The organism is Actinomyces gaoshouyii, from assembly GCF_002072175.1.
Taxonomy (GTDB): Bacteria; Actinomycetota; Actinomycetes; order Actinomycetales; family Actinomycetaceae; genus Actinomyces; species Actinomyces gaoshouyii.
Genome location: NZ_MVIV01000006.1, coordinates 88,953 through 113,517, shown reverse-complemented (window position 1 = coordinate 113,517; position 24,565 = coordinate 88,953). Strand labels below are relative to the sequence as shown.

The 24,565-nt window shown below is 73.1% G+C and carries 20 protein-coding genes; 4 read left to right on the top strand and 16 right to left on the bottom strand.

Annotated elements, in window-relative coordinates:
- Window positions 1-27: 27 nt before the first annotated feature.
- The 10 genes from murD to dinB form a co-directional block, all read right to left on the bottom strand.
- Window positions 28-1,512, bottom strand: a complete 1,485-nt coding sequence (gene murD, locus B1H50_RS06765) for a UDP-N-acetylmuramoyl-L-alanine--D-glutamate ligase (protein ID WP_080463014.1) — start codon at window positions 1,510-1,512, stop codon at window positions 28-30.
- A gap of 90 nt (window positions 1,513-1,602) precedes the next feature.
- Entirely contained in the window at window positions 1,603-2,745 is a 1,143-nt protein-coding gene (gene mraY / locus B1H50_RS06760; RefSeq protein WP_080463013.1) for a phospho-N-acetylmuramoyl-pentapeptide-transferase, read from the bottom strand.
- The gene (locus tag B1H50_RS06755) at window positions 2,742-4,256 is read right to left on the bottom strand and encodes a UDP-N-acetylmuramoyl-tripeptide--D-alanyl-D-alanine ligase (protein ID WP_080463012.1); all 1,515 of its coding nucleotides are present in this window, start codon (window positions 4,254-4,256) and stop codon (window positions 2,742-2,744) included. Before B1H50_RS06755 ends, mraY begins: the two co-directional genes overlap by 4 nt.
- On the bottom strand, window positions 4,241-5,848 hold the full coding sequence (locus tag B1H50_RS06750) for a UDP-N-acetylmuramoyl-L-alanyl-D-glutamate--2,6-diaminopimelate ligase (protein ID WP_080463011.1): 1,608 nt from the start codon (window positions 5,846-5,848) through the stop codon (window positions 4,241-4,243). The genes B1H50_RS06755 and B1H50_RS06750 overlap by 16 nt, the downstream gene beginning before the upstream one ends.
- Before the next feature lie 224 nt (window positions 5,849-6,072).
- Window positions 6,073-7,896 carry a peptidoglycan D,D-transpeptidase FtsI family protein gene (locus tag B1H50_RS06745; protein ID WP_080463010.1) on the bottom strand — a complete coding sequence of 608 codons (1,824 nt, stop codon included), beginning with the start codon at window positions 7,894-7,896 and terminating at the stop codon, window positions 6,073-6,075.
- A gap of 6 nt (window positions 7,897-7,902) precedes the next feature.
- Window positions 7,903-8,427, bottom strand: a complete 525-nt coding sequence (gene ftsL, locus B1H50_RS06740) for a cell division protein FtsL (protein WP_080463009.1) — start codon at window positions 8,425-8,427, stop codon at window positions 7,903-7,905.
- On the bottom strand, window positions 8,424-9,506 hold the full coding sequence (gene rsmH, locus B1H50_RS06735) for a 16S rRNA (cytosine(1402)-N(4))-methyltransferase RsmH (protein ID WP_080463008.1): 1,083 nt from the start codon (window positions 9,504-9,506) through the stop codon (window positions 8,424-8,426). The genes ftsL and rsmH overlap by 4 nt, the downstream gene beginning before the upstream one ends.
- Before the next feature lie 179 nt (window positions 9,507-9,685).
- Window positions 9,686-10,117, bottom strand: coding sequence for a division/cell wall cluster transcriptional repressor MraZ (gene mraZ / locus B1H50_RS06730; protein WP_080463007.1), 432 nt, complete (start codon window positions 10,115-10,117; stop codon window positions 9,686-9,688).
- 395 nt (window positions 10,118-10,512) lie between these two features.
- Entirely contained in the window at window positions 10,513-10,905 is a 393-nt protein-coding gene (locus B1H50_RS06725; RefSeq protein WP_080463006.1) for a DUF3040 domain-containing protein, read from the bottom strand.
- Window positions 10,906-11,071: 166 nt separating this feature from the next.
- On the bottom strand, window positions 11,072-12,298 hold the full coding sequence (gene dinB / locus B1H50_RS06720) for a DNA polymerase IV (protein WP_080463005.1): 1,227 nt from the start codon (window positions 12,296-12,298) through the stop codon (window positions 11,072-11,074).
- A 152-nt stretch (window positions 12,299-12,450) separates the two neighbouring features.
- Here dinB and B1H50_RS06715 point away from each other — a divergent pair, with 152 nt between their 5' ends.
- Window positions 12,451-13,248, top strand: a complete 798-nt coding sequence (locus B1H50_RS06715; protein WP_373284833.1) for a spermidine synthase — start codon at window positions 12,451-12,453, stop codon at window positions 13,246-13,248.
- A gap of 26 nt (window positions 13,249-13,274) precedes the next feature.
- Here B1H50_RS06715 and B1H50_RS06710 read toward each other — a convergent pair whose 3' ends face one another.
- Window positions 13,275-14,189 carry a PAC2 family protein gene (locus B1H50_RS06710; protein WP_080463003.1) on the bottom strand — a complete coding sequence of 305 codons (915 nt, stop codon included), beginning with the start codon at window positions 14,187-14,189 and terminating at the stop codon, window positions 13,275-13,277.
- Between the two features lie 372 nt (window positions 14,190-14,561).
- Here B1H50_RS06710 and B1H50_RS06705 point away from each other — a divergent pair, with 372 nt between their 5' ends.
- Together B1H50_RS06705 and B1H50_RS06700 are read left to right on the top strand one after the other, a co-directional pair.
- Window positions 14,562-17,162: a HelD family protein gene (locus tag B1H50_RS06705; RefSeq protein WP_080463002.1), complete on the top strand. Its 2,601-nt coding sequence runs from the start codon at window positions 14,562-14,564 to the stop codon at window positions 17,160-17,162.
- Between the two features lie 61 nt (window positions 17,163-17,223).
- Window positions 17,224-19,050: an AMP-binding protein gene (locus B1H50_RS06700; protein WP_080463001.1), complete on the top strand. Its 1,827-nt coding sequence runs from the start codon at window positions 17,224-17,226 to the stop codon at window positions 19,048-19,050.
- On the opposite strand, the gene B1H50_RS06695 is transcribed toward B1H50_RS06700, so the two are convergent.
- The 3 genes from B1H50_RS06695 to B1H50_RS06685 form a co-directional block, all read right to left on the bottom strand.
- Complete coding sequence (locus B1H50_RS06695; protein ID WP_373284830.1) at window positions 19,044-19,400, bottom strand: aldo-keto reductase family protein; 357 nt, start codon at window positions 19,398-19,400, stop codon at window positions 19,044-19,046. The two genes, B1H50_RS06700 and B1H50_RS06695, sit on opposite strands and share 7 nt — an antisense overlap.
- Window positions 19,401-19,466: 66 nt before the next feature.
- Window positions 19,467-20,369, bottom strand: coding sequence for a 4-hydroxy-tetrahydrodipicolinate synthase (gene dapA / locus B1H50_RS06690; RefSeq protein ID WP_080463000.1), 903 nt, complete (start codon window positions 20,367-20,369; stop codon window positions 19,467-19,469).
- Window positions 20,370-20,462: 93 nt separating this feature from the next.
- Window positions 20,463-21,329 (bottom strand): NAD(P)-dependent oxidoreductase, encoded by an 867-nt coding sequence (locus B1H50_RS06685; RefSeq protein ID WP_080462999.1) that lies wholly within the window; start codon window positions 21,327-21,329, stop codon window positions 20,463-20,465.
- A 107-nt stretch (window positions 21,330-21,436) separates the two neighbouring features.
- Here B1H50_RS06685 and B1H50_RS06680 point away from each other — a divergent pair, with 107 nt between their 5' ends.
- Window positions 21,437-22,105 carry a GNAT family N-acetyltransferase gene (locus tag B1H50_RS06680; protein WP_080462998.1) on the top strand — a complete coding sequence of 223 codons (669 nt, stop codon included), beginning with the start codon at window positions 21,437-21,439 and terminating at the stop codon, window positions 22,103-22,105.
- A gap of 158 nt (window positions 22,106-22,263) precedes the next feature.
- On the opposite strand, the gene dapB is transcribed toward B1H50_RS06680, so the two are convergent.
- Complete coding sequence (gene dapB, locus B1H50_RS06675) at window positions 22,264-23,016, bottom strand: 4-hydroxy-tetrahydrodipicolinate reductase (protein ID WP_080462997.1); 753 nt, start codon at window positions 23,014-23,016, stop codon at window positions 22,264-22,266.
- A gap of 69 nt (window positions 23,017-23,085) precedes the next feature.
- Complete coding sequence (locus B1H50_RS06670) at window positions 23,086-24,474, bottom strand: M16 family metallopeptidase (RefSeq protein WP_080462996.1); 1,389 nt, start codon at window positions 24,472-24,474, stop codon at window positions 23,086-23,088.
- Window positions 24,475-24,565: the final 91 nt, after the last annotated feature.

Sequence of the window (24,565 nt, the reverse complement as noted above, 5' to 3'; positions counted from 1 at the left end):
TGCGCGCGGGCCGACGTTGCTGGGCGCTCATGACCGCTCATCATCCTCGTTCTCGACACTCGCGGCGTGATGGCGCGCCGCGTCGGCGAAGAGGTCGCCGCGCTCGGCGTAGGAGGCGAACTGGTCCCAGGAGGCGCAGGCCGGGGCGAGCATGACGGTGTCCCCCGGCTGCGCCATGGCGGCCGAGGCGGCCACGGCGCCCTCGATGACCTCGCGGGGGGAGCCGTCGGCCACGCGGGTGACGGGCAGACCGGGGGCCTGGGCGGCCAGGGCCTCGGACATCGCGGACTGGTCGCGCCCGATGAGGACCACGCCGCGCAGGGCGGGGGCGACGGCGCGCACGAGCTCGTGGAAGGTGGCGCCCTTGGTGTCCCCGCCGGCGATCCATACGCCGGTGCCGGCGGGCAGCCCGGCGAGGGCGGCCCGTGCGGAGTGCGGGTTGGTGGCCTTGGAGTCGTCCACCCAGGCGACCCCACCCGCCTCGGCGACTGTGACGATGCGGTGGGCGCCGGGGGCGAAGGCGCGCAGTCCTGCGGCCACGGCCTCGGCTCCGACGCCGGGAAGGCCCGAGCCCAGCGCGAGGGCGGCCGCGGCGAGGGCGTCGGCGACGATATGGGCCGGGAGGCGGTCGGCGCTCCCGCCGGGCGCCAGGTGGGCGAGGTCGTCGAGGGTGGCGATCTCGCGGCCCTCGGCGTGGCGGGCCGAGTGCAGGGCGCGGTCCACGAGGAGGTCCTCGACGAGGCCGACCTGTCCCAGGCCGGGTGCGCCCAGTGTGAAGCCGACGGCGAGGCAGCCCTCGACGACATCGGCATCGGACACCATGGCGCGGGTGGCCTCATCCTGGCAGTTGTAGATGGCGGCGCGCTGCGCGCGGGCGTAGACGCGCGCCTTGTCCGCGGCGTAGGCCTCGGGACCGCCGTGCCAGTCGAGGTGATCAGCGGCCACGTTGAGACAGGCCGCCGAGGTCGGCGAGAGGGTGCGGGTGGTGTGGAGCTGGAAGCTGGAAAGCTCGACGGCCAGCACGTCGGCCTTCCCCGCCAGGACGGTGGAGATGACCGGGTCGCCGATATTGCCGACGGCCGGGGCGGCGAGCCCTGCGGCGGTGAGTATGGACGCGAGCATGCCGACCGTCGTCGTCTTGCCATCGGTGCCGGTGACGGCGAGCCAGGGCACGCCCGGGCGCGCCGAGGCGCGTTGGAGGCGCCAGGCGAGCTCGATCTCGGACCAGGTCTCGATGCCGGCGGCCTGGGCGGCGGTGAGGATCGGGCCGGTGGCGGGGACTCCCGGGGAGACCACGAGCAAGCGCAGATCTGAGGGCTCCAGGGCGGCGGCGATGTCCTCGGGGCTGCCCGCCATGCGCGAGGCCACTGGGGCGACGAGGGCCTCAACTGCCTCGGCGCGGCCGTCGTAGGCGTGTACCTCGGCTCCCAGGGTCGTCAGGGCATCGACGACGGCGGCCCCGGTCCTGCCCAGGCCCACCACTCCGACGCGCGCACCGTCCAGCTCGTTCATCTCGGGACTTCCATTCCTTCATGTGCTCGGGAGGCGCCGTGGGCGCCGTCGGGTGCGGCGCCGTGGGCGCCGATGCGGGCGGGGACGGGATCAGGAGACGAGGAACTCGGCGTAGAACAGGCCCAGGGCCGCCACGACGCACAGGCCCGCGACGATCCAGAAGCGGATGACGACATTGACCTCGGTCCAACCGCCAAGCTCGAAGTGGTGGTGCAGGGGCGCCATGCGGAAGACGCGCTTGCCCGTGGACTTGAAGGAGACGACCTGGAGGATCACGGAGATGACCTCCGCCAGGAACAGGCCGCCCAGGATGACGGCGAGGAACTCGGTGCGCGACAGGATGGACATCCCGGCGACCGCCCCGCCCAGGGCGAGTGAGCCAGTGTCCCCCATGAAGATCTTGGCCGGGGAGGCGTTCCACCACAGGAACCCGAAGCAGGCGCCCATGAGGGCCGCGGCGATCATGGCGAGATCGCGGGGGTCCCGGACCTGGTAGCAGGTGTTGACCACGATGTCCGGGTGCCCGTAGACGCAGGACTGGTTGGACTGCCAGACGCTCACGAGGGTGTAGGCGCCGAAGACCATCGCGGAGGCGCCCGCCGCGAGGCCGTCGAGGCCGTCGGTGAGGTTGACGGCGTTGGACCAGGCGGTGATGAGGAAGTTCGACCACAGGATGAACAGCAGGAGGGCGACGGCCGCCCCCGCCAGGGTCAGGCCGGTGGCGCCGCCGAGGCTGAACGATCCGTTCCCGCCGCGCAGGAAGGCCATGTCGATGAGGGAGTCGCGGGCGAAGGAGATGCGGGTGGAGGCGGGGGTCAGGCCGTTGCGATCGGCGAAGAGGAGGCCTGCCACGGAGAAGGCGATCCCGATGACCGCCTGGCCGAGCATCTTCTGCCAGGGGGTCAGGCCCAGGGATCTCTGCCGGGAGATCTTCTCGAAGTCGTCGAGGAAGCCAATGAGCCCCAGCCCGACGATGAGGAAGAGCAGGAGGATGCCGCTGGCCCGCGGCGTGCGGAGCTCGACGAGGTTGGCCGCGGCGTAGCCCAGGACGAGGGCGATGATGATGACGAGGCCCCCCATCGTGGGGGTGCCGCGCTTGATGAAGTGCCCCTCGGGGCCGTCGTCCCGGATGAACTGTCCGTAATGGCGCCGCTCCAGGAACTTGATGAGGGCGGGTGTGCCCAGAAGGGCGACGAGCAGGGAGACGGCGGAGGAGACGAGGATGGCGGTCATCGGGCGTCCTTTCCATCGCGTCCGTCGGTCGCGTCGTGGCTGGCGGACGTCGGGCCGCCGGCGGCCAGGTGGTCGGCCACGCGCCAGGCGCCCGACCCGTGCGAGCCCTTGACGAGGACCGCGTCCCCGGGGGCGAGGAGTGAGGGGATGCGAGCGATGGCCTCGTCGGCGTCGGGGGTCTCGACGACCTCCACGCCGCGCCGGCGGGCGGCCTCGGCGGCGGGTGCCGCGCCCGCGCCGATGGACACCAGGAGGGCGGCGCCGGCGTCCGCGACGAGCCTCCCCGTGGTGGCGTGATCGGCGGCGGAGGTCTCGCCGAGCTCGAGCATCTCCGAGATGACGACGACACGGCGGCGGTCCCCGGCCAGCGCGGGCAGGGAGGCGAGCGAGGCGGTCATCGAGTCGATGTTGGCGTTGTAGGAATCGTCGATGAGGCGGCCGCCTCCGGGCAGGTCGCTGACCGCCATGCGGTGGGGGCTCTCCAGACCCGCGGCGGCGATGGCATCCAGGAGATCATCGGCGCCCACGCCCGCGGCGAGGGCCAGCCCGAGGGCAGCCAGGGCATTGGCGATGTTGTGAGCGCCGGGCAGTCCCAGGCGCGCGCGGCGGGGCGCGGCGCCGGGCAGGTGGATATCGGCGACGGCGTGGGCGGCCTCATCGAGCTCCACGCCGGTGGCGCGCAGGTCCGCGCGCTCGTCACCGCTGGCGGAGAACGTGAGGACCCTGCCGGGCGCGAGGGGACGCATGGCGGCGGCCCGCTCGTCGTCGAGGTTGAGGACGGCGGTGCCGTGGGGCAGAAGGCCGCGCACGATATGGCTCTTGGCGGTGGCGACACCCTCGATGGAGCCGAAACCGCCCATATGGGCGTGGCCGATCATGAGGACGGCGGCGGCGTCCAGCGGAGCGATCTCCACCAGTTCCGCGATGTCATCCGGTCCGGAGGCGCCCATTTCGAGAACGAGGTAGCGGGTGGACTCGTCCGCCTCGAGAACGGTCAGGGGCAGGCCGATCTCGTTGTTGAACGAGGCGACCGGCGCGATCGTGGGCCCTTGGGCGGCCAGGAGCTGGCGGGTGAGGTCCTTGGTGGTGGTCTTGCCCACCGATCCGGTCATCGCGATGACGGCCAGGCCCCGATCCCCCGCGCGCTGGCGCAGGTCCGCGAGGTGCCCCCGGGCGATGCGCCCGAGGGCGGCCACGGTGTCCCCCACGACGATGAGTGCCATCGCCGCGCCGGGCCCGTCGGCCTGGCCGGCCTCGGCGAGGGCGGCGCGAGCCGCGGCCTCGTCGCTGACGAGGGCGGCCGCGGCGCCGGCGCGGGCGACGGCGGTGAGATAGTTATGGCCGTCAGCGCGCTCGCCCTTGATGGCCACGAAGAGCGCGCCCGGCCCGGCCCGGCGGGAGTCGGTGACGACTCCGGTCACGGGAGCCGCCGGCGGGCCGGGAGGAATGAGGCGGCCCCCGGCCCAGAAGGCGAGCTCGTCTATCGTGCGGGCGATCACGCGGCACCCCATTTCGCGTCGACGGCCTCGCGCATGACGGGGGCATCGTTGTAGCGGATGAACTCGCCGGCAGCCTCGAGGAAGGGCTCGTGGCCCTTACCGGTGACGATGACGGTGTCCTCGGGGCCGCAGAGCTCGACTCCGCGGCGCACGGCGTCGCCGCGCCAGGTGGTGATCTCCTCGACGTCGGTCAGATCGGGGCGCACGGAGCGCACGCCGTCCAGGATCGCGTCGCGGATGAGCTGGGGGTCCTCGCTGCGGGGGTTCTCATCGGTGATGACGAGCACGTCCGCCAGGCGCGCGGCGACCTCGCCGAGCATGGAGCGCTTGCCCTGGTCGCGGTCTCCGTCGGAGCCGAAGACGACGATGAGGCGCCCGGGGGTGATCGGGCGGACGGCGGCGAGCGCCAGCTCCATGGCGTCGGGGGTGTGGGCGAAATCCACGATGGTCAGGCCCCGAGTGCCGTCGCGCTGGCTGATGCGCTGCATGCGTCCCGGGATGTTGTGCGCGGTGGCCAGCGCCTGGACGGCGACCTCGGCGGGCACACCGGCGCGGATCGCCATGACGAGTGACAGGGCGGCGTTCTGGACGTTGACGAGCCCGGGCAGGGGGCAGCTGGCGGCGATCTCCACGCCGTCGGGCCCGTGAAGGGTGAAGGTGGTGGCCGAGTCCGTCAGGGACACGGCCGCGTCAGCGACCCACCAGTCGGCGGGGGCGTCGCCGCCGTAGGCCCGCACGCGGTCCAGGGGGAGCTCGCCTGCCCGGGCGATTCGCTCGGCGAGCGCGGCCCCCCAGGAGTCGTCGACGCAGACGACGGCGCGCCGGGCGTGCTCGGGGGTGAAGAGCTGGGCCTTGGCGTCGAGGTACTCCTCCATCGTGCGGTGGAAGTCGAGGTGGTCGCGCTGGAGGTTGGTGAAGCCGGCGACATCGATCCGGGTGCCGCCGAGGCGGTGCAGGACGATGGCATGGCTGGAGGCCTCCAGGGAGGCGGCGCCCACGCCCTGCTCGACGCACAGCGCCATCATGCGCTGCAGGACCGGCGCCTCGACAGTGGTGCGGGGCGACTCCACGGACAGACCGCCCGCGCGCAGCTCCACTGTGCCGGCCATCATGCAGCCGCCGAGGTGGGCGGTGAGCATGGCGTCGAGGAAGTAGGAGGTGGTGGTCTTCCCGTTGGTGCCGGTGACGGCCGTGGCGACCAGCGAGCGCGAGGGGTGGTGGTAGATCTCCGCGGCCAGGGGGCCCACAATGGCGCGCGGGTCGGCGCTGATGAGCACGGGGATTGCGGGGCAGGACTCGTGCACGATGCTCGCTCCCGCCTCATCGGTGACGACGGCGACGGCGCCGGCCTCGACGGCCTGGGCGGCGTAGTCGGCGCCGTGAGCGCGGAAGCCGGGCAGGGCGACGAAGAGCTCTCCGGGAGCGATGTCGCCGGAATCCACGGAGGCCCCGGTGACGGTCAGGGGGGCGGGGGCGTTGATGCCCTGGGCATCGGCGGGAGCGGCAGGGGTCAGGGAGAATCGCTGGGCGAGGTCGCTCAGAGCGATGGGAGCGTTTCGGTGCGGGCGCAGGGCCGCGGCCGACTCGTACGCGTGGTTGCTCATAGTCCCACAATCTATCGTGACCGGCGGCGCGCGCAGATCAGGAGAGGCGAGCTGGTTCTGTGATCCCCGCGTTCTCCCATACGGCGCTTGAGGGGCGTGAGCAGGATCTCCCCCGAACCGGGAAGGCGCAGGCGCGTGGGGGTCCGCCGGGCGGCGCGCCCGGCGGTCGGCCCCATGATTCCCTGCTCGGGCCCGGCCGGACTCGTGAGAACCGGCGCCATCGCTCAGCCCTGCCCCGGGGTCGCGCTCGCCCGGTCCTGGTCGGAGGGGGCGGCCTGGGCCCCTTGGTGGGCCTTGGCCGTCGCGATGACAGAGGGGTCCGGGGCGATGCCGAGCTTGTGGAGCGCGGCCAGGGCGATGGTCCGGAAGACGGGGGCGGCGACGACGCCGCCGTAGATGCCCGAGGGCTTGTTGACGATGACGGCGGCGGCGATGGCCGGGTCATGGGCGGGGGTGAAGCCGACGAAGGAGGCGACGGTGGCGTCCTCGGAGATGATCTCCGTGGTGCCGGTCTTGCCGGCCACGAGGTAGCCGTCGATCGAGGCCTCCTTGGCGGTGCCCCCCTCCTGGGTGACGCCGACGAGCATGTCTGTGAGGGTCCTGGCGGTGGCCTCTGAGACGACGCGCACGCCCTCGGGCCGGGCCTGCCGCGTGACGGTGCCGTCCGCGGCGGTCCAGGAGGCGATGACGCGGGGCGCCACGCGCACGCCGTTGTTGGCGATGGTGGCCAGGACCTGCGCGGACTGGAGTGTGGTGCCGGCGATGCCCTGGCCGAACATCGTGGTGTAGCGGGTGCGGTCGTCCCATTCCGAGGGGGGCGTGAGCAGCCCGGCGGACTCCCCCGGCAGCTCGATGCCGGTGGGGGCGCCCCAACCGAAGCGCTCCATGTAGGCGTAGCGGACGTCGTCGGCGAGCCTCTCCCCGATCTGGACGGTGCCGACGTTCGAGGACTCGGCGAGGACCTGCGCCGTCGTCAGTTGCTCGACGCCGTGGGCATGGGAGTCGACGAAGCTCTGGCCGTTGGCCGAGGTCCAGGAGTAGGGGACGGTCCAGGTGTCCTCGGGCGTGACGGCACCCTCCTCCAGGGCGGCGGCGAAGGTGACGACCTTGCCGACGCTGCCGGGCTCGAAGACGGCCTCGACGCAGCGAACGCCGCGGTCCCCCGCGGCGGAGCCGATGGGGTTGGCGGGATCGACGGTGCGGCTGTCCGCCATGACGAGGACCTCGCCGGTGGAGGGCTCTATGACGACACAGCAGCCCCATTCGGCGCCCTGGGCGGTGACGACCTCGTCGATGGCCTGCTGAGCGAGGACCTGGAGGTCGGGGTCGATGGTGAGGGTGACGGTGGCCCCGGGGATCGAGGCGGTCTCGGTAACTCTCCCCGAGGGGATCTGCGTGCCGGTGCGGCCCACCTCCATGGAGCCGGAACCGTTGATGCCGGTGAGCTGCTCGTCCTGCGTGATCTCGACACCGGCCGTGCCCTCCAGGACGCGGCCCTCGCCCTCGGCGGTCAGGCCGACGACGTTGCCGGCGACATAGCCGGCCGGGTAGGTGCGGCGCACCCGCTGGTCCGGCTCGATGCCGCGAATGCCCAGGGCCTTGATCTGGCGCCAGGTATCCGGGGGGACCGCCTCGGCGATGACGGAGTAGGTGGACTCCCCCACCATCCTGGCCCCGAGCTCGGCGGCGTCGACCCCGAGGATGGGGGCGAGCCTGTCGGCCGCGGCGGCGGGTCCGTGCCCGACGACGACGGTCTCGGGCAGGCCGGTGGTGGGGCTGTCCTGCTCCACCTTGTCCTCCCATTGGGCGACGAGCACCTGATTGACACCGATGTCGAAGCTCACCGAGGAGGTGGCCAGGACGGTGCCATCACGGCCGCAGATGTTGCCGCGCAGGGCAACGTTGGTCCATGTCAGAGTGCGCTCGGCGCGGGCCTTCTCCGCGAGGTCCGGGCCCTGGACCACCTGGAGCCAGGCGGTTTTGCCCGCCACGGCGACGAAGCCGGTCAGACCGAGGAGCTGCAGGGCACGACGTCGACTCGGGTTCATCGGCGATTACTGCCCACTCGCGCCTGTGCTGCCGGCGCTGGGAGCACTGGCAGCGCCATCCGCGCCCCCGGCGCCACTCGCGCCGGGGGCTCCGGCGGCGCTGCCGCCGGTGACGGTGCCGCCGCGCAGGTCGACCACGCCGGGGGCGGCCGCCGGCACCATGCCGAGCTCGGCGGCGCGCTTGGCCAGGGCGTCGGGCGCAGCGGCGGCGTTCACCTGGCCGCGCACGGTCTCGACGTGGTCCTGGACGACGTCGAGCTCGGCGGAGGCCTTCTGGAGGTCGTAGGCGGTGGCGGCCATCTTGGCGTTGAGGACCATCGTAGTGGCCAGCGCGCCGACGAGGATCGCGGCGATGAGCAGGACGAAGGGGATGGTGGAGCGCCCGGGCGCGATGCCCCGCACCACGTGCAACTGGCGCTGGGACGGTGAGGACTCCCGGACGCCGGAGCGGGGCCGGACGGCGCGGCGTTCGCCCTCCCAGGTGGTCGGGGCGGGGCTGGTGGGGCGGGCCGTGGCAGTCGCTGCGCTCATCGGCTCCTCCTTCCTCGATCGGTCTGTGCTCTGCGGCGGTGTGCCGGTTCAGGGGCCGGTGCAAGGGAGGCGGGGCGGGTACGGGTAACGGCCCGCAGGCGCACGGGGGCGCTGCGGGGATTGGCGTCGAGCTCGGCCTCATCGGCCCGCTCGGCGCCCCGGGTGAGGGGCTCCAGGTAGGGGCGGTCCTCCTCGGGGACGATGGGAAGGCCCTGGGGGGCCCTGCTGGTGGTTCCGGCGGCGATCGCCTGCTTGACGATTCGGTCCTCCAGGCTCTGGTAGGACTCGACGACGAGGCGCCCGCCCACCCTCAGGGAGTTGAGGGCCCGGGGCACGGCGCGCTCGAGGACGTCGAGCTCGGCGTTGACCGCGATCCGCAGCGCCTGGAAGGCGCGTTTGGCGGGGTGTCCGCCAGTGCGCCGGGCGGCGGCGGGGATCGCGTCGCGCACCAGCTCGGCGAGCTCGTCGGTGCGAGCCAGCGGCACTCCGCCATCGCGCCGGGCGATGATCGCCCGGGCGATGCGGGGAGCGAAGCGCTCCTCGCCGTAGACGCGCAGGATGCGGGTGAGCTCGGCGGCGTCGGCGGTGGCGAGGATCTGCGCGGCGGTGGGGCCCGCGCCCTGGTCCATGCGCATGTCCAGCGGGGCGGGGCGGGCGTAGGAGAAGCCGCGCTCGGCGTCGTCGAGCTGGAGGGAGGAGACCCCGAGGTCCATGAGGACGGCGTCGACGACGCCCACGCCCTCCTCGGTGGTCACGGCTCGCTCGCGCGCCACGTCCTCGACGGCGTCGTAGGTGGCCCGCACGGCTGTGAAGCGCTCGCCGAAGGGGGCGAGGCGCTCGCGGGCCAGGGCGATGGCCTGGGGGTCGCGGTCGATGCCGATGACGTGCAGGGTCTTGAAACGCTCCAGGGCTCCCTCGCTGTGCCCGCCCATGCCGAGCGTGCAGTCGATGAGGACGGGGGTGGTGCCGCGGGCGGCGGCCTCCTCGATGGCGGGGGCCATGAGGTCGAGACAGCGGGCGAGGAGCACCGGGGTGTGCCGCTGCGCCGCGGAACCCGCGGGGGCGGTGATCGCGTTCATCGGTGCTCCTCCTTCCTGTCGTGCTGCGGTGCTGGTGGGGGTGGCGCCGTCGGCGCCGGGCCGAGTCGGCCGCGGATCGTCCTGCCAGGACTCCTCCCGCAGGTTCCGGCGCCGGGGAAGAGACGTCGGATGCGGCGGCGGGCGGAGACCTCACGGGGCGATCCGGCTGGGCCGATCGGTTAGAAGAAGCCGGGGATGATCTCCTCGGCGGTGTCGGCGAAGACCTGCTCCTGGGCGCGCAGGTAGTTCTCCCAGGCGGTGGCATCCCAGATCTCGACGCGCGACCCGGCGCCGATGACGGCCAGGTCGCGATCCAGGCCGGCGTAGGCGCGCAGAGGAGCGGGCAGGGTGATACGGCCCTGCTTGTCGGGGATCTGGGAATCGGCGCCGGAGAGCATGACGCGCACGTAGTCGCGCGCCTGCTTCTGCGCCAGGGGCGCCTCGCGGAGCTGGGCGTACATGCGCTCGAACTCCGCGGTGGTGAAGGCGTAGAGGCAGTGCTCCTGGCCCCGGGTCAAGACGATCCCCCCGGCCAGCTCCTCGCGGAACTTGGCCGGGAGGATGAGGCGGCCCTTGTCGTCGAGGCGGGGGGCGTGGGTGCCCAGGAACATCGGGTCCACTCCTCCCCCTCGGCGATCCAGTGGACTCCACCATACTCCACTTTCCTCCCTTTCCAACCACATCGACATTCACTTGTGATGGATATCCACCAACCGTTGACAGAGGATCCGCGGGATTCCGCGGTTTCACGCGGTGGAGGGAAGTGGGGGACACGACGGCGCCGGGCCCGTCAACCATGGGTGGTGACGGGCCCGGCGGGCGGATATGGAGTCAGGAGAAGGGCCGATACAGGGGTCTCGACGGGTAGGGACGGGGGGTGCGGGGGCTCCCGTGGAGGGGAGTGGAGGAGGCCTGCGGGAGATGCCGAGGGCACCGGGGCGGAGGGAGGAGTGCCGAGCCCGGAGGGGAGGTAGAGAGATGCGGGGAGCGCTGATCAGGAGGATGCTCAGCGGTCGCCGTCCCGGCGGCGCTCCCAGCGCTCGGACTGGCGCTCCATGAAGGTGGAGCGCCCGGTGCGGTCCTTACCCATCCCGCCACGGGCATCCTTGAGCACCGGGGGCCGGCGCACCATGAGCGCGACGCCGGCGACCGCCAGGCCGAAGCCGGTCACGCCGACGATGATGGAGACGAGCCCGTTGCCGTGGCCCAGTACGACGCCGGAGATGACCACGACCAATCCGACGAGCACCAGGGCGATCCCCCATCCGATATTCCTCGGGGAGACGCGCGCGAGATGGCGCTCGGGGTACTGGATGGTCTCCGCGAGGGTGGGATCCTCCTCGTGGAGCTGGCGCTCGAGGTCTCGCAGCACCCGCTGCTCGCGCTCCGAGAGCGACATGCCAGTGCCTCGCTTCCTGTTCACCACTTGAGCCTCGCCGCCCTGGGGTGATGGGAGCGGGGCAGGGCCGGGACCGGCTCTCGGAGCCCGGCCTGAAGCCCCGAGTCGGTCGCTCATGCAGGTACGCCGAGCCCAGGGATTCGTCACCGAGTCTACTTGCTCTGGTTCACCGACCGCTAACCGGACGGCGGAGAAGACTGGCTGGGGCCACGGCTCCGGCTCCCCATCTGCGCCGCACCTCGTCCGCCGCGCGCTCGGGCGCCCCGCGGCGGGAGTCGTCGTCGAGGAGGAGCTGGACACCGTCATCGCCGCGGCTCAGGCCCTCGCAGCGCACGCCGAGGAGACGGTACCCGCCCGACGGGGCGGGCAGGGCCTCGAAGAGGGATTCGATGGTCTGCCACACATCGCGGGCCAGGTCCGTGGGCTCGGCCAAGGTCCGTGAGCGGGTCACCGTGGTGAAGTCGGCGCCGCGGGCCTTGAGGACGACGACACGGGCCCGCAGATCCCCCGCCCTCAGGCGCGCCGCGCATTGGTGGCACTGGTCGAGCAGGACACGACGGGCGTGATCGCGGTCGTGCAGGAGGTCGAAGAAGGTGGACTCCGTGCCCACGGACTTCTCCTCGCGGGAAGGGCTGACGGGGCGAGGGTCGATCCCGTGGGACAGGGCGGACAGGTGGTGGGCGGCGGAGGGGCCGAGAATGCGGGTGAGGGTGCGGGTGTCCGTGACGGCCAGCGCGCGCACGTCGGTGATGCCCCAGCGGGCCAGGGCGGCCTCGCTCTTGGCGCCCACTCCCCACATGGCGCCCACCGGCAGGAGATCCAGGAAGTCCTGGGTGGCGGTGGCGGGGATGAGAAGGAGCCCGTCGGGCTTGGCGTGGGAGGAGGCGAGCTTGGCGACGAACTTGGTCGACGCGATGCCCACGGAGGCCGGCAGACCCAGGCGGTCGCGGATCTCGCGGCGGATCCAGCGGCCGATGGCGGTGGGGCTCCCCATGCGGCGCCGGGATCCGGCGACGTCGAGGAAGGCCTCGTCGACGCTGACCTTCTCCAGCAGGGGGGTGACCTCTCCCAGGATGCCCATGACGGCCCGGGAGACCTGGCTGTAGTGACGGTGGCGCACGGGCAGGACAACGGCCTGCGGGCAGCGGCGCATGGCCTCGGCCATGGGCATGGCGGAGGCCACCCCGTAGGCGCGGGCCTCATAGGTGGCGGCGGAGACGACCCCGCGCCCCTCAGTGCCGCCGACGATGACGGGGCGGCCGACAAGCTCGGGATGGTCGAGGAGCTCGACGGAGGCGAAGAAGGCGTCCATGTCGACGTGGAGGATGGGGGCGGCGGAGTCGTCGTCGCCCCAGTCGCGGCGGGCACCGGCGGCGCGCGGGGCCCTGCTCATGGGTCCTCCTCCCCCGCCGGCGCCCTGCGCGGCGCCGTGCTGATCCGATCGTGCTCGTGACGGCCTCAGGCTAGCGTGCTCCTGTGACACGCAAGCAGGCCCGGAGCGGCGATCGACGGCGCGCAGGCGCGGCGCGCTCCCCCGCGCGCTCACTGGCGGCCCTCCCGGTGGGCCCGGTGCCCACATCCTTGGCAGTGGCGGAACTGCGGGTGCGCGAGTCGGGCGTGCTCCTCCTGCTCGATGAGACGGAGTCATCGTGGATCGACCTGCGCGATCCGGCGCACCTGGACTTCGAGTACCAGCAGCAGATGGAGGCCGTGCTCAACGCGCTGAGCAGGACCGGGCGGGTGGGCACGGCGCACGGGCCCGGCGCGCCGGTCCATGCCCTGCACCTGGGTGGGGCGGGCTGCGCGCTGGCGCGCGCCTGGGACGCCACCCGGCCGGGCTCGACGCAGACGGCGGTGGAGATCGACGAGGTCCTGGCGGGAAGCGTGCGGGAGTGGTTCGACCTCCCGCGCTCGCCACGGCTGCGGATCCGCGTGGGCGATGCGGCACGGGTGGTGCCCGGGCTGCGCGCCGGCGAGTGGGATGTCATCGTGCGCGACGTGTTCGCCGCTGGGCAGGTGCCCGCGTCCTGCCGGGACGAGTCCTTCCTGAGGGGCTGCCGCGAGGCGCTGGCCGACGGCGGGCTGCTCCTGGCGAACTCACCGGCGATGCCCCGCGAGCAGGCCCATAGCGAACTGGAGGCGGCCTCCCGCCTCTTCGGCGGGGTCCTCGTGGTGGCCGATCCGGCAGTGGCCCGTGGCAAGCGCCAGGGCAATGTGGTGATCGTGGCCCGCCGCGAGCCCTTCGGACCGGCTGAGGAGGAAGCGGTCGAGCGGGCGGTGCGGCGGTTGCCGCTGCCGGTGCGCACGTGGGGCGCGGACGCGCTGGCGCCTCGCGGGCGCTGAGCCCGCCCCCGCCTCTTCCCTCAGGGTCAGGACGGGTTGGTGCCGGGGTCCTTCGTCTCGAGGAAGGCCTCGAGGCGCGCGCCGATCTCATCGGCGCTGGGCAGGTCGAGCAGAGAGGCGAACTCGCCGATGCCCTCCTCGTCCTTGCTCGGGGCCAGGGCGTCGTACTGCGCCTCCAGGGCCTTGACGATCGCGGTGACCTCGGGCTGCTGGGAGGCCTCGGCGTCGATCTCGAGCCTGTTGAGGCTGGCGGCGGCCTCGAGGTCGCCCAGGGGCAGGGCGAGCCCGGTGACATCGGCGACCGCGGCCAGGAGCGCTGAGGCGCCGGCCGGATAGTCGTCACGAGCGACGTAGTGCGGGATGCCCGCGGCCAGCCCGCGGGAGTCGAGCCCGGTCTCGCCCAGCCGGACCTCCATGTAGGTGGCGAAGGTGCTGGGGATCTCGACGGTGCCGAAGAAATCAGGCTGCTCGGGCAGCAGATCGAGGCGGCTTCCATGCTGGTGGATGAAGGTGGGGCGGGTGTGGGGCACGGCCAGGGGCAGCCCGTGGATACTGATGGCCTGGCCGACGCCCAGCGAGACGGCCAGGTGGGTGATGGCACCGGCGACATCCTGCCAGCGGTAGTCCGGCTCGGCGCCGTGGAGGAGCAGGAGCTGGGCGCCGTCGTCGTCGGTGAGGAGGTCCAGGACGAGGCTGGGCATCTCCACATTCGTGAACTGGCGGGACTCGAAGCGCGCGACGGGGCGGCGGGCCCGGTAGTCGATGATCCCGTCGACGTCGAAGGTTGCGAGGCGCTCGTGCGGGAGGGCGAGGAGCAACTGCTCGACCGCGAGCGCCCCGGCGTGGCCCGCGTCCATGGCGCCGTCGAAGTGGTGGAGGAGGACGCGCGGGGCGATGGGGCGCGTCAGGTTGGCGAAGGTGTAGAGCGGCGGTTGGATCATCCCTGGTCTCCTCTCGTGATCGTCGTCGCAGTTGTGGCGATGATTGCCCGGCTGCCCGAGGAGGGCAGGGGCGCTCCTCATCGCTCCGGGCGAGGGGCGCCTCAAGGCCAACACGCTGCCGCCCCGGAGTGTTCCCGCCCGGCCCGGCCCGTGCCCGGGAGCGCGGTGCGGCGCAGATGACGGGCGTGTTCGCGGTGGGCGTCGCCCGGGCCGCGCCACGGCGCCCCCATGAGGAGAATAATGGACGCCCCTGTGCTGCGGGCGCATCGGACGTCCGCGCCACCGCAGCACGACCGCGCCCGGGCCCGCCCGGAAGCGCGCTGGGCCGTCCGACGGCCCGTCATATTCCGTCATTGATCTCAGTGAGGCCCCGTGAGCACGTCGAGCCGGTCCCCCCAGGTTGCGCCCGATCCCACCCCCGAGGCGCTCCCCGCCGACCAGGGCCCGGAGGCGGCGGCCCGTGAGCGCGAGATCGCCGTCGAGCAGCGGGTGGTGGACGGCGCCTACGGAGAGCTGGACCGCCGGCTCGCCGAGGCCAGGTCCGCTCTGAGGCGCACTGAGGCGCGCGGCGCGAGCGGCACCCATCAGTCCCGGGGCGAGCGCGACGCCTACGCCGTTCATTACTCCGGGCTGATCTCCACCCTGGAGGGCGTCGAGGAGCGCCTGGTCTTCGGGCGGATGGACATGCGCGCAGACGATCCCGCCGCCACCGAGGCGGGCGGGAGCGGTGGGGATGCCGACGGCGCGGGCGCCCCGCCCCCGGGGGATGGAGCGGGCGCAACTGGCGCCGTCGGCGGGCCCGAGCGGCACTACGTGGGCAGGATCGGACTGCACGACGCCGCCCGCCGCGAGGTGGTCCTGGACTGGCGGGCGCCCTTGGCCAGGGCCTTTTACCAGGCGACCGCCTCGGATCCGATGGGGCTGGTGCGGCGCCGCCATATCGATACGCGCGCCCGGCGCGTCCTGGGGGTGGAGGACGAGCTCATCGATATCTCGGCCCTCGGCGGCGCGGGGTCCGTCGGCGGGCAGCCGGCGCGCCTGGCGGCGGAGGGGCTGCAGGGCGAGGGGGCGCTCCTGGCGGCGATGTCGGCGGCCCGCGATGGCCGCATGGGGGACATCGTCGCGACGATCCAGGCCGAGCAGGACCGGATCGTCACGGCTCCGGGCACGGGGGTGCTCGTGGTCCAGGGCGGGCCGGGCACCGGCAAGACGGCGGTGGCGCTGCACCGGGTGGCCTACCTCTTCTACGCCGAGCGCGAGCGCCTAGAGCGCTCCGGAGTGCTGCTGGTGGGCCCCTCGCGGACCTTCCTGCGCTATGTGGAGCAGGTGCTGCCCTCGCTGGGAGAGACGGGCGTGGTCTCCACGACCATCGGCGACCTGGTGCCCGGGATCCGGGCTCGCGGCGCCGAGAGCGCCGCCACCGCGGAGATCAAGGGGCGGGCCATGTGGGCTCGGGTGCTGGCCCGGGCGGTCAAGGGCCTCCAGCGCGTGCCTGACGGGCCGCGCCCCATCGTGGTGGAGGGCACGGCGCTGGAGCTGAGGCCCGACGACGTGCGAGAGGCGATGTCCCGGGCGCGGCGCGGCGGCAAGCCGCATAACCTGGCCCGCGAGCCCTTCGTGCTGTGGCTGCTGGAGCGCTTGACTGACCAATTCGCCGCCGCGACCCGCCAGGACGCCTCGGACCCGGAGACGCGCGCGTGGATCCGCGAGGACATCCGCACCTCGCGCGACGCTCGCCGGGAGATCAACCTGTGCTGGATGCCGACGACGCCGCAGGGCCTCCTGGAGCGCCTGTGGGCGCGCCCGGCCCTGCTGGAGCGCCTGGCCCCCGAGCTCACCGGCGCCGAGCGCGAGGCCCTGCGCCGCTCGCCCGGTTCCGAGCTGACGCCCGCGGACATCCCCCTCATCGATGAGCTCGCCGAGCTGCTGGGCCCCAGTGACGACGCCCAGGCGCAGCGGGCCCGCCTGGAGGCGCGTCGCCGCGAGGAGCTGGTGGCCTACGCCGCCGAGGCGATCGAGTCCCAGGAGCTGGGCGGCGGGATCGTGACGGCCGAGATGCTGGCCGATCGCGTCGCCGATCACGGGCCCTCCCTCACCCTCGCCGAGCGTGCCCGGGCGGATCGGAGCTGGACGTACGGGCACGTCGTCGTCGACGAGGCGCAGGAGCTGGGGGCGATGGCCTGGCGTGCGCTGGCGCGGCGCTGCCCGGTGCGCTCCTTCACGGTGGTGGGCGACCTGGCGCAGTACTCGGGGCCGACGGCGCCGTCGAGCTGGGAGCAGGCTCTGCGGGCGCTGGGCACGAGCCCGTCGGCGGATGGCGGGAGGAGCCCCCAGGCAGATCATCACCAGCGCGGTCGGCGCGCCCGCGGAAGGCACGGAGGCCGAGGGCGGCGTGTCGCGCAGGAAGGCTCGACGCCGCTGCGCGAGGAGATCCTCACCGTGTGCTATCGCACCCCGGCCACGGTCATGGAGGCCGCGGACGCGGCGGTGGCCTCGCTGGGGCACCCACCGGTCTACCCCGTGTCCTCGGTGCGCGACCTGCCGGACTGCCTGCGGGTGGACCGCGTGGGCCCGGCGGGCCGGACGGAGGGCGCCGGGGGCACCGCCCTCGAGGGGGCGGTCCTGACGGCGGTGCGAGAGGAGATGGCGGCGCTCGATGAGGCGGTGGGGCCCGAGGGGGGCCGGATCGCCGTCATCGCAACCGATCCCGAGGCCTGGGCCGCGCGCCTGGCGGCCGACGCCGCACTGGCCGCCGCGATGGGGGCGCCGGGCGGGGACGTGCTGCGCTCGCGCCTGGCGGTCATGGGCCCGGTGATGTCCAAGGGACTGGAGTTCGACGTCGTCGTGCTCGTGGAGCCGGGCCGGATCGGCCGGGCGAGTCCGGGCGACCTGTACGTGGCCATGACCCGCCCGACCCGGCGCCTGCGCGTGATCTCCTCCGGGCCACTGCCGAGCGGGCTTACGGCACCGTAGGTTACGGTTGCGTAGGAGCGCGCGCTGCGCCCGGCGGCGCCGACCAACGCGAGGAGGACGAGTGGATCAGGACCAGGACGGCCCCGCCGCCACCCCTGCTGGCCCCACCGCGCCGGCCCCTCGGGCCACCGGCCCAGGGGCCTCGGCACCCGGGCGGGCGAGCCGGCCGCACTACGCCCCGGGCGTGGCAGCGACGATCCCGCCCATCACCGAGCCGCTGTCCCGGATGCTCGATGACGCCGCGCGCGACTACCCGGACCGGGTCGCCCTGGACTTCCTGGGCGCCACCACGACCTATGAGCGACTGGCCCGACAGGTGGCCCGAGCCGCGCAGGCGCTGCGGGGCCTGGGGGTGCGGGCCGGCGACGTCGTCGGCCTCATCCTGCCCAACTGCCCCCAGCACGTCGTCCTCGCCTACGCGGCCTGGCGGATCGGCGCGATCGTCGCCGAGCACAACCCCCTGGCCCCGGCCGCCCAGATCCGTGAGCAGATCGAGATCCATCAGGGCGAAGTCATCATCGCCTGGGAGAAGACGATCGCCCGGGTCGCGGCGGCCACCGGATCGCTGGCCGAGGCCTCGCTGGAGGGCCGCCAGATCTTCAGCGTCGACCTCTCGCGCCGCCTGCCCCTGACGAGCCGCCTCGCCCTCAAACTGCCGGTGGCCGCCGCCCGCTCCCAGCGCCACGAACTGCGCGGGCAGGTGCCCGCGGGCGTGCGCTCCTGGGACGACCTCGTGGCCGCCTCCCCCCTGCTGCCCACGAGCCACCCACTGCCCGGCGTCGACGACGCCGCCGTGCTCCTCTACACCGGCGGCACCACGGGAGCCCCCAAGGCCGTGCGGCTGACCCATGCGAACCTGCGCTCCAACGCCGAGATGAGCCTGGAGTGGGCCTCGCAGGTCTGCGCGCCTGGCCGCGAGACCTTCTACGCGGTGCTGCCCTTCTTCCACGCCTTCGGGCTCTCCCTCAACCTGCTGTGCGCCGTCGGCCTGGCGGCCGCCCAGGTGGTGCTGCCCAAGTTCAGCGCGGATATGGTGCTGACGGCCTGGAAGCGCCGCCCGGCCACCTTCTTCCCGGGCGTGCCCGTCATGTTCGACCGGATCCTCACCCGGGCCAACGCCACTGGCGCCGACCTGTCAAGCTGCAAGATCGCCGTGTGCGGGGCCGCCGCCAACCCCAAGGCCGTCGCCCAGGCCTGGGAGGAGGCCACCGGCGGGACGATCATCGAGGGCTACGGCATGACCGAGGCCTCCCCCATCATCCTGGGCAACCCGATCTCCCCCGAGCGGCGCGCAGGGGCGCTGGGCGTGCCCTACCCCTCCACCGACGTGCGCCTGGTCGACCCGGAGGACACCGAGGTCGACGTCGAGCCCGGGCAGGTTGGTGAGCTGCTCGTGCGCGGCCCCCAGGTCTTCGCCGGTTACTGGGACAACCCCGAGGAGACCGACGCCGTCCTGCTGCCCGGAGGGTGGCTGCGCACCGGCGATCTCGTGCGCCAGGAGGCCGACGGCTTCTACGTCATCGCCGACCGCCGCAAGGAGCTCATCATCTCCGGCGGCTTCAACATCTACCCCACCGAGGTCGAGGCCGCCGTGCGCTCCATGCCGGAGATCGCCGACGTGGCCGTGGTGGGCGTGCCCAGTCGCGCCGGCGATGAGCGCGTGGTGGCGGCGATCGTCCCCCATGAGGGGCAGACCGTCACCCTGGAGCAGGTGCGCGCGTGGGCCGAGCGGACGCTCTCCCATTACGCCCTCCCCCGTGAGATCGCGATCCTGTCCGAGCTCCCCCGCTCGATGATCGGCAAGGTGCTGCGCCGCGCGGTGCGCGACCAGATCATGGCCGTCCGGGGCGAAGGCGCGGGAGGCCAGGGGCCCCAGTCCGATCAGTGAGGGCCCCAGTCCGAATCGACGTTCTGCACCAGGTCGGCGAAGCGGTCCGGGAAGAAGTTGGACACGCCGATGGTGCGGGCCTTGCTGGCCCCGAGGGCAGCCTCCATGGCGCGGTAGGTGCCGTAGTAGTCGCCTAAGGGCCGGCGGACGAGGAGGAGGTCGGCGTCGTCGGTGCCCAGGCATCGCAGGGAGGCGTCGATCGGGCGGCAGCCGACCTCGATGGCCTCGCGCACGGCCCGCTCGGTCTCCTCGGGCGGGGTGAGGAAAACGCCGTAGCCGATGACCGGCGTGGCGACGCCGTTGTTGAGGGTGGTGGTGGAGACCTCAGGGCTGGATAGAGCAGTGGTCATGAGGATCCCCCTCGCGGTGAAGAGGTTGCGGTGGTCGCCGCGGTGACGGGCGCAGTGGCGGGGCTCTTACAGGAGGCCGGAGGCGGCCAGCACCGCGCGCAGGGCATCGATCTCCTCGGCGGAGGCGCGCACGAGCGGCAGACGCAGGGCGGCACTGGGGATGCGCCCCTGGAGGAGGAGGGCCTCCTTGGCCATGACGGCGCCCTGACCGCCTCCCATGATCGCGGCCGTCAGCGGCCGCATCCGCTGGGCGACAGCCCGCGCCCCGGGCAGGTCCCCGGCATCGACCTCGGCCACCATCTCGCGCCAGGAGTGCGCGTCAGCGTGGGCTACCACGGAGACCACGCCGCTGGCCCCGTGCGCCAGCCAGGCGAAGTTGAGCCCGTCGTCGCCCGAGTAGTAGGCCAGCCCTGTGGCCTCCATCCGTCTGAATCCCTGCTCGACGTCGCCGGTGGCGTCCTTGACGGCGAGCACCCGCTCGTGCTCGGCCAGCCGGGCCAGGGTGTCGTCCTCGATCCTCACCCCGGTACGGCCAGGGATGTCGTAGACCATGACGGGCAGGTCGGTGGCCTCGACGACGGCCATGATGTGCTGGTAGACGCCCTCCTGGCTCGGCCGGTTGTAGTAGGGGGCGTTGATGAGCAGCCCCTGCGCCCCGGCCTCCTGGGAGCCAGCCCCAATGCGCACGGCATGGGCGGTGTCGTTGGATCCCGCGCCGGCCACGAGCATCGCGCGCCCGTCCAGGGCGTCACCCACCTCGCGAAGCAGGGTCTGCTTCTCCGGCAGGTGGGTGGTAGGAGCCTCCCCTGTCGTGCCGGCCAGCAGGATCATGTCGGCCCCGTCCTCGACAAGGCTGAGGGCCAGGGCCTGCGCGGCCTCGATGTCGATCGAGCCGTCGGGGTGGAAAGGAGTGACCATCGCGACGCCGACGGATCCGAAGGGGCGCGGGGGCAGGGTGTTCGGGGTCATGCCCTGAGGGTAACGGCGATCACGCGCCGAGGACAGGGCGTCTCAGGGCCTCTCCGAGTCTTCCTGGGTCTTCGGCTCTGCTCGGGCTCGCGGCTACTGCCTCGGGGCGACGACCCTGTCGATGGCGGCGACGTCGAGGCCGCCGTAGCCCTGGGCGTGGGCGGCGGCCAGCTGCATGAGCCCAGCCGCGCCGACGGGTACGGGCACCCCCAAGCGGGCGGCCGCCTCGACGGCCAGGCGCAGGTCCTTCAGGGCCAGGTCGATGCCGAATCGGTTAGCCAGGTCTCCTTCGATCATCCACGGCAGGCGCAGGTCGGCCTGGTAGGACCAGGCGCCGGTGTCCTTGAGCGCCTCGTGGAAGACGGCGGGCTCCACACCGCTGGCGCGGCACAGCTCATAGCCCTCAGCAACGAGCGCGACGGTGGTCATCCCAATGAGGTTGGAGACGAGCTTGAAGGCGGCGGCGCTCTCCACCGTGCCCATGCGGTGGACGACGGCGCCAATGACCCCGAGGACCTCCGACAGCTCCTCCAGGGCGCCCTCGTCCCCGCCCACGAAGAGCGGCAGCTCGCCGGCCTCGGCCTGGGCCGGGCCCTTGCCCAGTGGGCAGGCGACGAAACGGCGGCCGGTGGCTCGGGCGCCATCGGCGAGGGCGCGGGCGGTAGCGGGATCGACGGTGGAGGTGTCCATCCAGATCGCCCCTGCGGGCGAGTACTCGCGGTTGGCCTGGTGGACCTCGAGGACCGTCTCGGGCATGGGCAGGCAGGTGATGACGAGGTCGGCGCCGTCGAGGGCCTGCCTCATGCCGGCCGCGGCGATGGCCCCGGCTTCGACGCAGGCCTCGACAGGAGCCTTGCTGCGCCCGACCACGCGCACCTCGAAGCGGCGGCTCCTGGCCAAGTTCCTCGCGATGCCGCCGCCCATGCGGCCGACCCCGATGCAGGCGATGGTGTGGATCATTCGCTTCCTCCTCCGCGTGGGGCGCTCGAGCCCGTTCCCGCCGCCTGCCAACCACCATAGCCAGGCCGGGGCCGGCAGGGGAGGGGGCAGCCGATAGGCTCGCGCTCATGAGTGAGACCAGCGAGCGGCACCAAGCGCCTTCCGTCTTCGACGCCGATCCCTCCTCCGGGCTGAGCCCCGTGGCCGAGGAGCCGGCGGCGGGCCACGGTACGGCGCGGGCGGGCTTCGTGCGCCCCGCGCGGGAGTCGGACCTGCCTCTGATCGGGAGGGTCCACGCGGTGACGATGCTGGCCTCCATGGAGGCGGGCCACGCCAGCGCTCACGGTGGCGCAGGCCTTCCCGACGGCGTGCGGGCGATGATCGCGGCGCCCGTGGTGGCGGCGGGCTGGGAGGAGGCGGTGACCGCGCCGCCGAGCCCGCGGCATCATGTCCTGGTAGCCACACAGGGAGCTCTGGTGGTGGGGCTGGTGGGGCTCGCCCCCACGCAGGGCCTTGATGATTCCGGGCGGCCGGTGGCTGGCGCCGAGGCAGTGGAGGTGACGGCAATCGGGGTGGCGCCGGAGCACCAGCGGCTCGGGCACGGCTCGCGGCTCATGGCGGCAGCGGTGGACGTGGCCCGTGAGGACGGGGCGGGCGCGGTGAGCGTATGGGCGGTGCGCGGGGATGAGTCGATGTCCCGGCTGTTCACGGCGGTGGGGATGGCTCCCACGGGGATGCGGCGCGAACTGCCGATCGGCGATGGCGTCATCGAGGACTGCTGGGCCGCCGTCATCTGACTGATCGCGCGGAATGGCGAGGTTTGAGGATTCCTTTTTCTGACGCGATTCCATATTACACGTTAATGCTGGTCAGAGCGTTACCTCATTCGAGAATCGGGCATTCAGGGCCCATCTGCGGGCGAGCAATCCTCAAATCTCGCCACTATCGAAGCGCCTCAGAGATCGAGGAGGTTCTCCAGGCCGATGGTCAGGCCCTCGCGGTTTCCGACCTGGCGCACGGCCAGCAGCACGCCGGGCATGAAGGAGGCCCGGTCGAAGCAGTCCGTACGAATGGTGAGCTGCTCGCCCGGGTTGCCCAGGACGACCTCCTCGTGCGCGGTCAGGCCCCGCAGGCGCACGGCGTGGATGTGAACGCCGTCGACGACCGCCCCACGGGCGCCGTCGGGGTCGGTCCGGGTGGCGTCGGGCGAGGGGCCGAGGCCCACCTCGGCGCGGGCGGCGGCGATACCCTTGGCGGTGGCGACGGCCGTGCCGGAGGGGGCGTCAACCTTGTTCGGGTGGTGCAGCTCGATAACCTCGACGGACTCGAAGTAGGGGGCGGCCAGGGCGGCGAAGCGCATGGAGAGCACGGCCGAGAGGGCGAAGTTGGGGGCGATGAGGACGCTGCGCCCGGCGGCCTCGGGGCGGGCCAGGTGCTCGCGGACGCGGCCGTAGGACTCCTCGGTCCAGCCGGTGGTGCCGACGACGACGTCGACGCCGGCGTCGACGAGGGCGTGGACGTTGGCCTCGGTGACGTCGGGGACGGTGAAGTCGACTGCGACGCCCGCTCCGGCGAGGGTTTCGGAGGTGATCTCATCGCCGACGTCGAGGCGGGCGACGAGCTCAAGCCCCTCGGCCTCCTCCACCGCCTGGCAGACGGTCGACCCCATGCGCCCGGCGGCGCCGACAACGGCAACACGAATCATCATGCCGGCAGTCTACGCAGCCGCCCCCGCGTGCCACCGGACGTGACCGCGGGGTGGCCGGTCTCTCGGGCCTCAGGCAGCGGGCCCGACGAGGACTCGGGCGCGCCTCTGAGCGGCCAGCCAGGCGGCCAGGGCGCGCACGTCCTCGGCGGTGACAGCCTCCAGGAGCCGCAGGTTCTCATCCATGGAGCGCAGGCGGCCCGTCGAGACCTCGCCGCGGCCGAGGCGGCCCATGCGGGCCAGGGAGTCCTCCCCGCCCAGCACCATGGAGCCGCGCAGCTGGGCGCGGGCACGGGCGAGCTCGCGCTCGGTGATCCCGTCGGCGGCCAAGCGCTCGAACTCCCCCGCCATGACAGCGGCGACCTCCTGGGCGTCCCCGGGGGCGCAGCCCGCGTACATGCCGAAGGCGCCCGAACCCGTGTAGGCGGCGTCGAAGGCGTAAGTCGTGTAGGCCAGGCCGCGCTTCTCGCGCACCTCCTGGAACAGGCGCGAGGACATGCCCCCGCCCAGGATGGTCGTGAGCACGCTCATCACCCAGCGGCGCTCGTCGCGCACGGGGATGCCCTGGCAGGCGAGGTACAGGTGGCTCTGCTCGCTATCGCGCCCGATGGTGACGTCGTGGACATCGAGATCGACGATCGGCTCGGTCTCGAAGCGGCGGGGGCGCGGCACGGCATCGGCCGAGGCGTCCCAGCCGGCCGAGGCGAGGTCGGCGACCACGCGCTCGCAGATCTCGTCGTGGTCGACGGCGCCGGCCGCGGCCACCACGAGCGTGTCGGAGGCGTAGGTGCGCCGGTAGTGCGCCCACACGGCGTCGCGTGGCACGGCGGTCACTGTCTCCGGCGTGCCGCCGATCGGACGGCCCAGCGGCGTGCCCTCACCGAAGGCGGCGCGGGCGAAGGCCTCCTGCGCGACGTCCTGGGGATCGTCGGCGGCATCGGCGAGCTCGGAGACGATAACGGTGCGCTCGGTCTCCACCTCGGCGGGGTCGAGGAGGGAGGAGGTGACCATATCGGCCAGGATGTCCAGGGCGGTCGGAGCGTCCTCGCCCTGGACGCGGGCGTAGTAGGAGGTGTGCTCCTTGGCGGTGGCGGCATTGGACTCCCCACCGATCACGTCGAAGGCCTCGGCGATGCCGCGGGCGTCGCGCGTTGGCGTGCCCTTGAACAACAGGTGCTCCAGGAAGTGAGTGGAGCCCTCCTGACCGGGGGCCTCGTCGCGCGAGCCCACCCCGAGCCACATGCCGAGCGCGGCCGAGCGCAGCCCGGGCACCTGCTCGGTGATGACCCGCACTCCCCCGGGCAGAATGGAGCGGCGCAGCCGGGCGCCGTCGTCGGTGAGGGTCAGCTCTGTTCCGGGGGCTCCCGCGCTGGCGCGGATGAGCTCCGCCTCGGCGTAATCGGCTCCGCTCCGCGCGCCCCTGGTTCCCGTGTCCGTCTTGCTCGTGCTCGTCTCAGTCACCCGCGCAGCCTAACCGCCCCGGTAGACGTTCCTCGCGCAGGCGGAGCGTGATGCTCCGCCTGCGCGAGGAACGTCAGACGCGGTTCGCCGC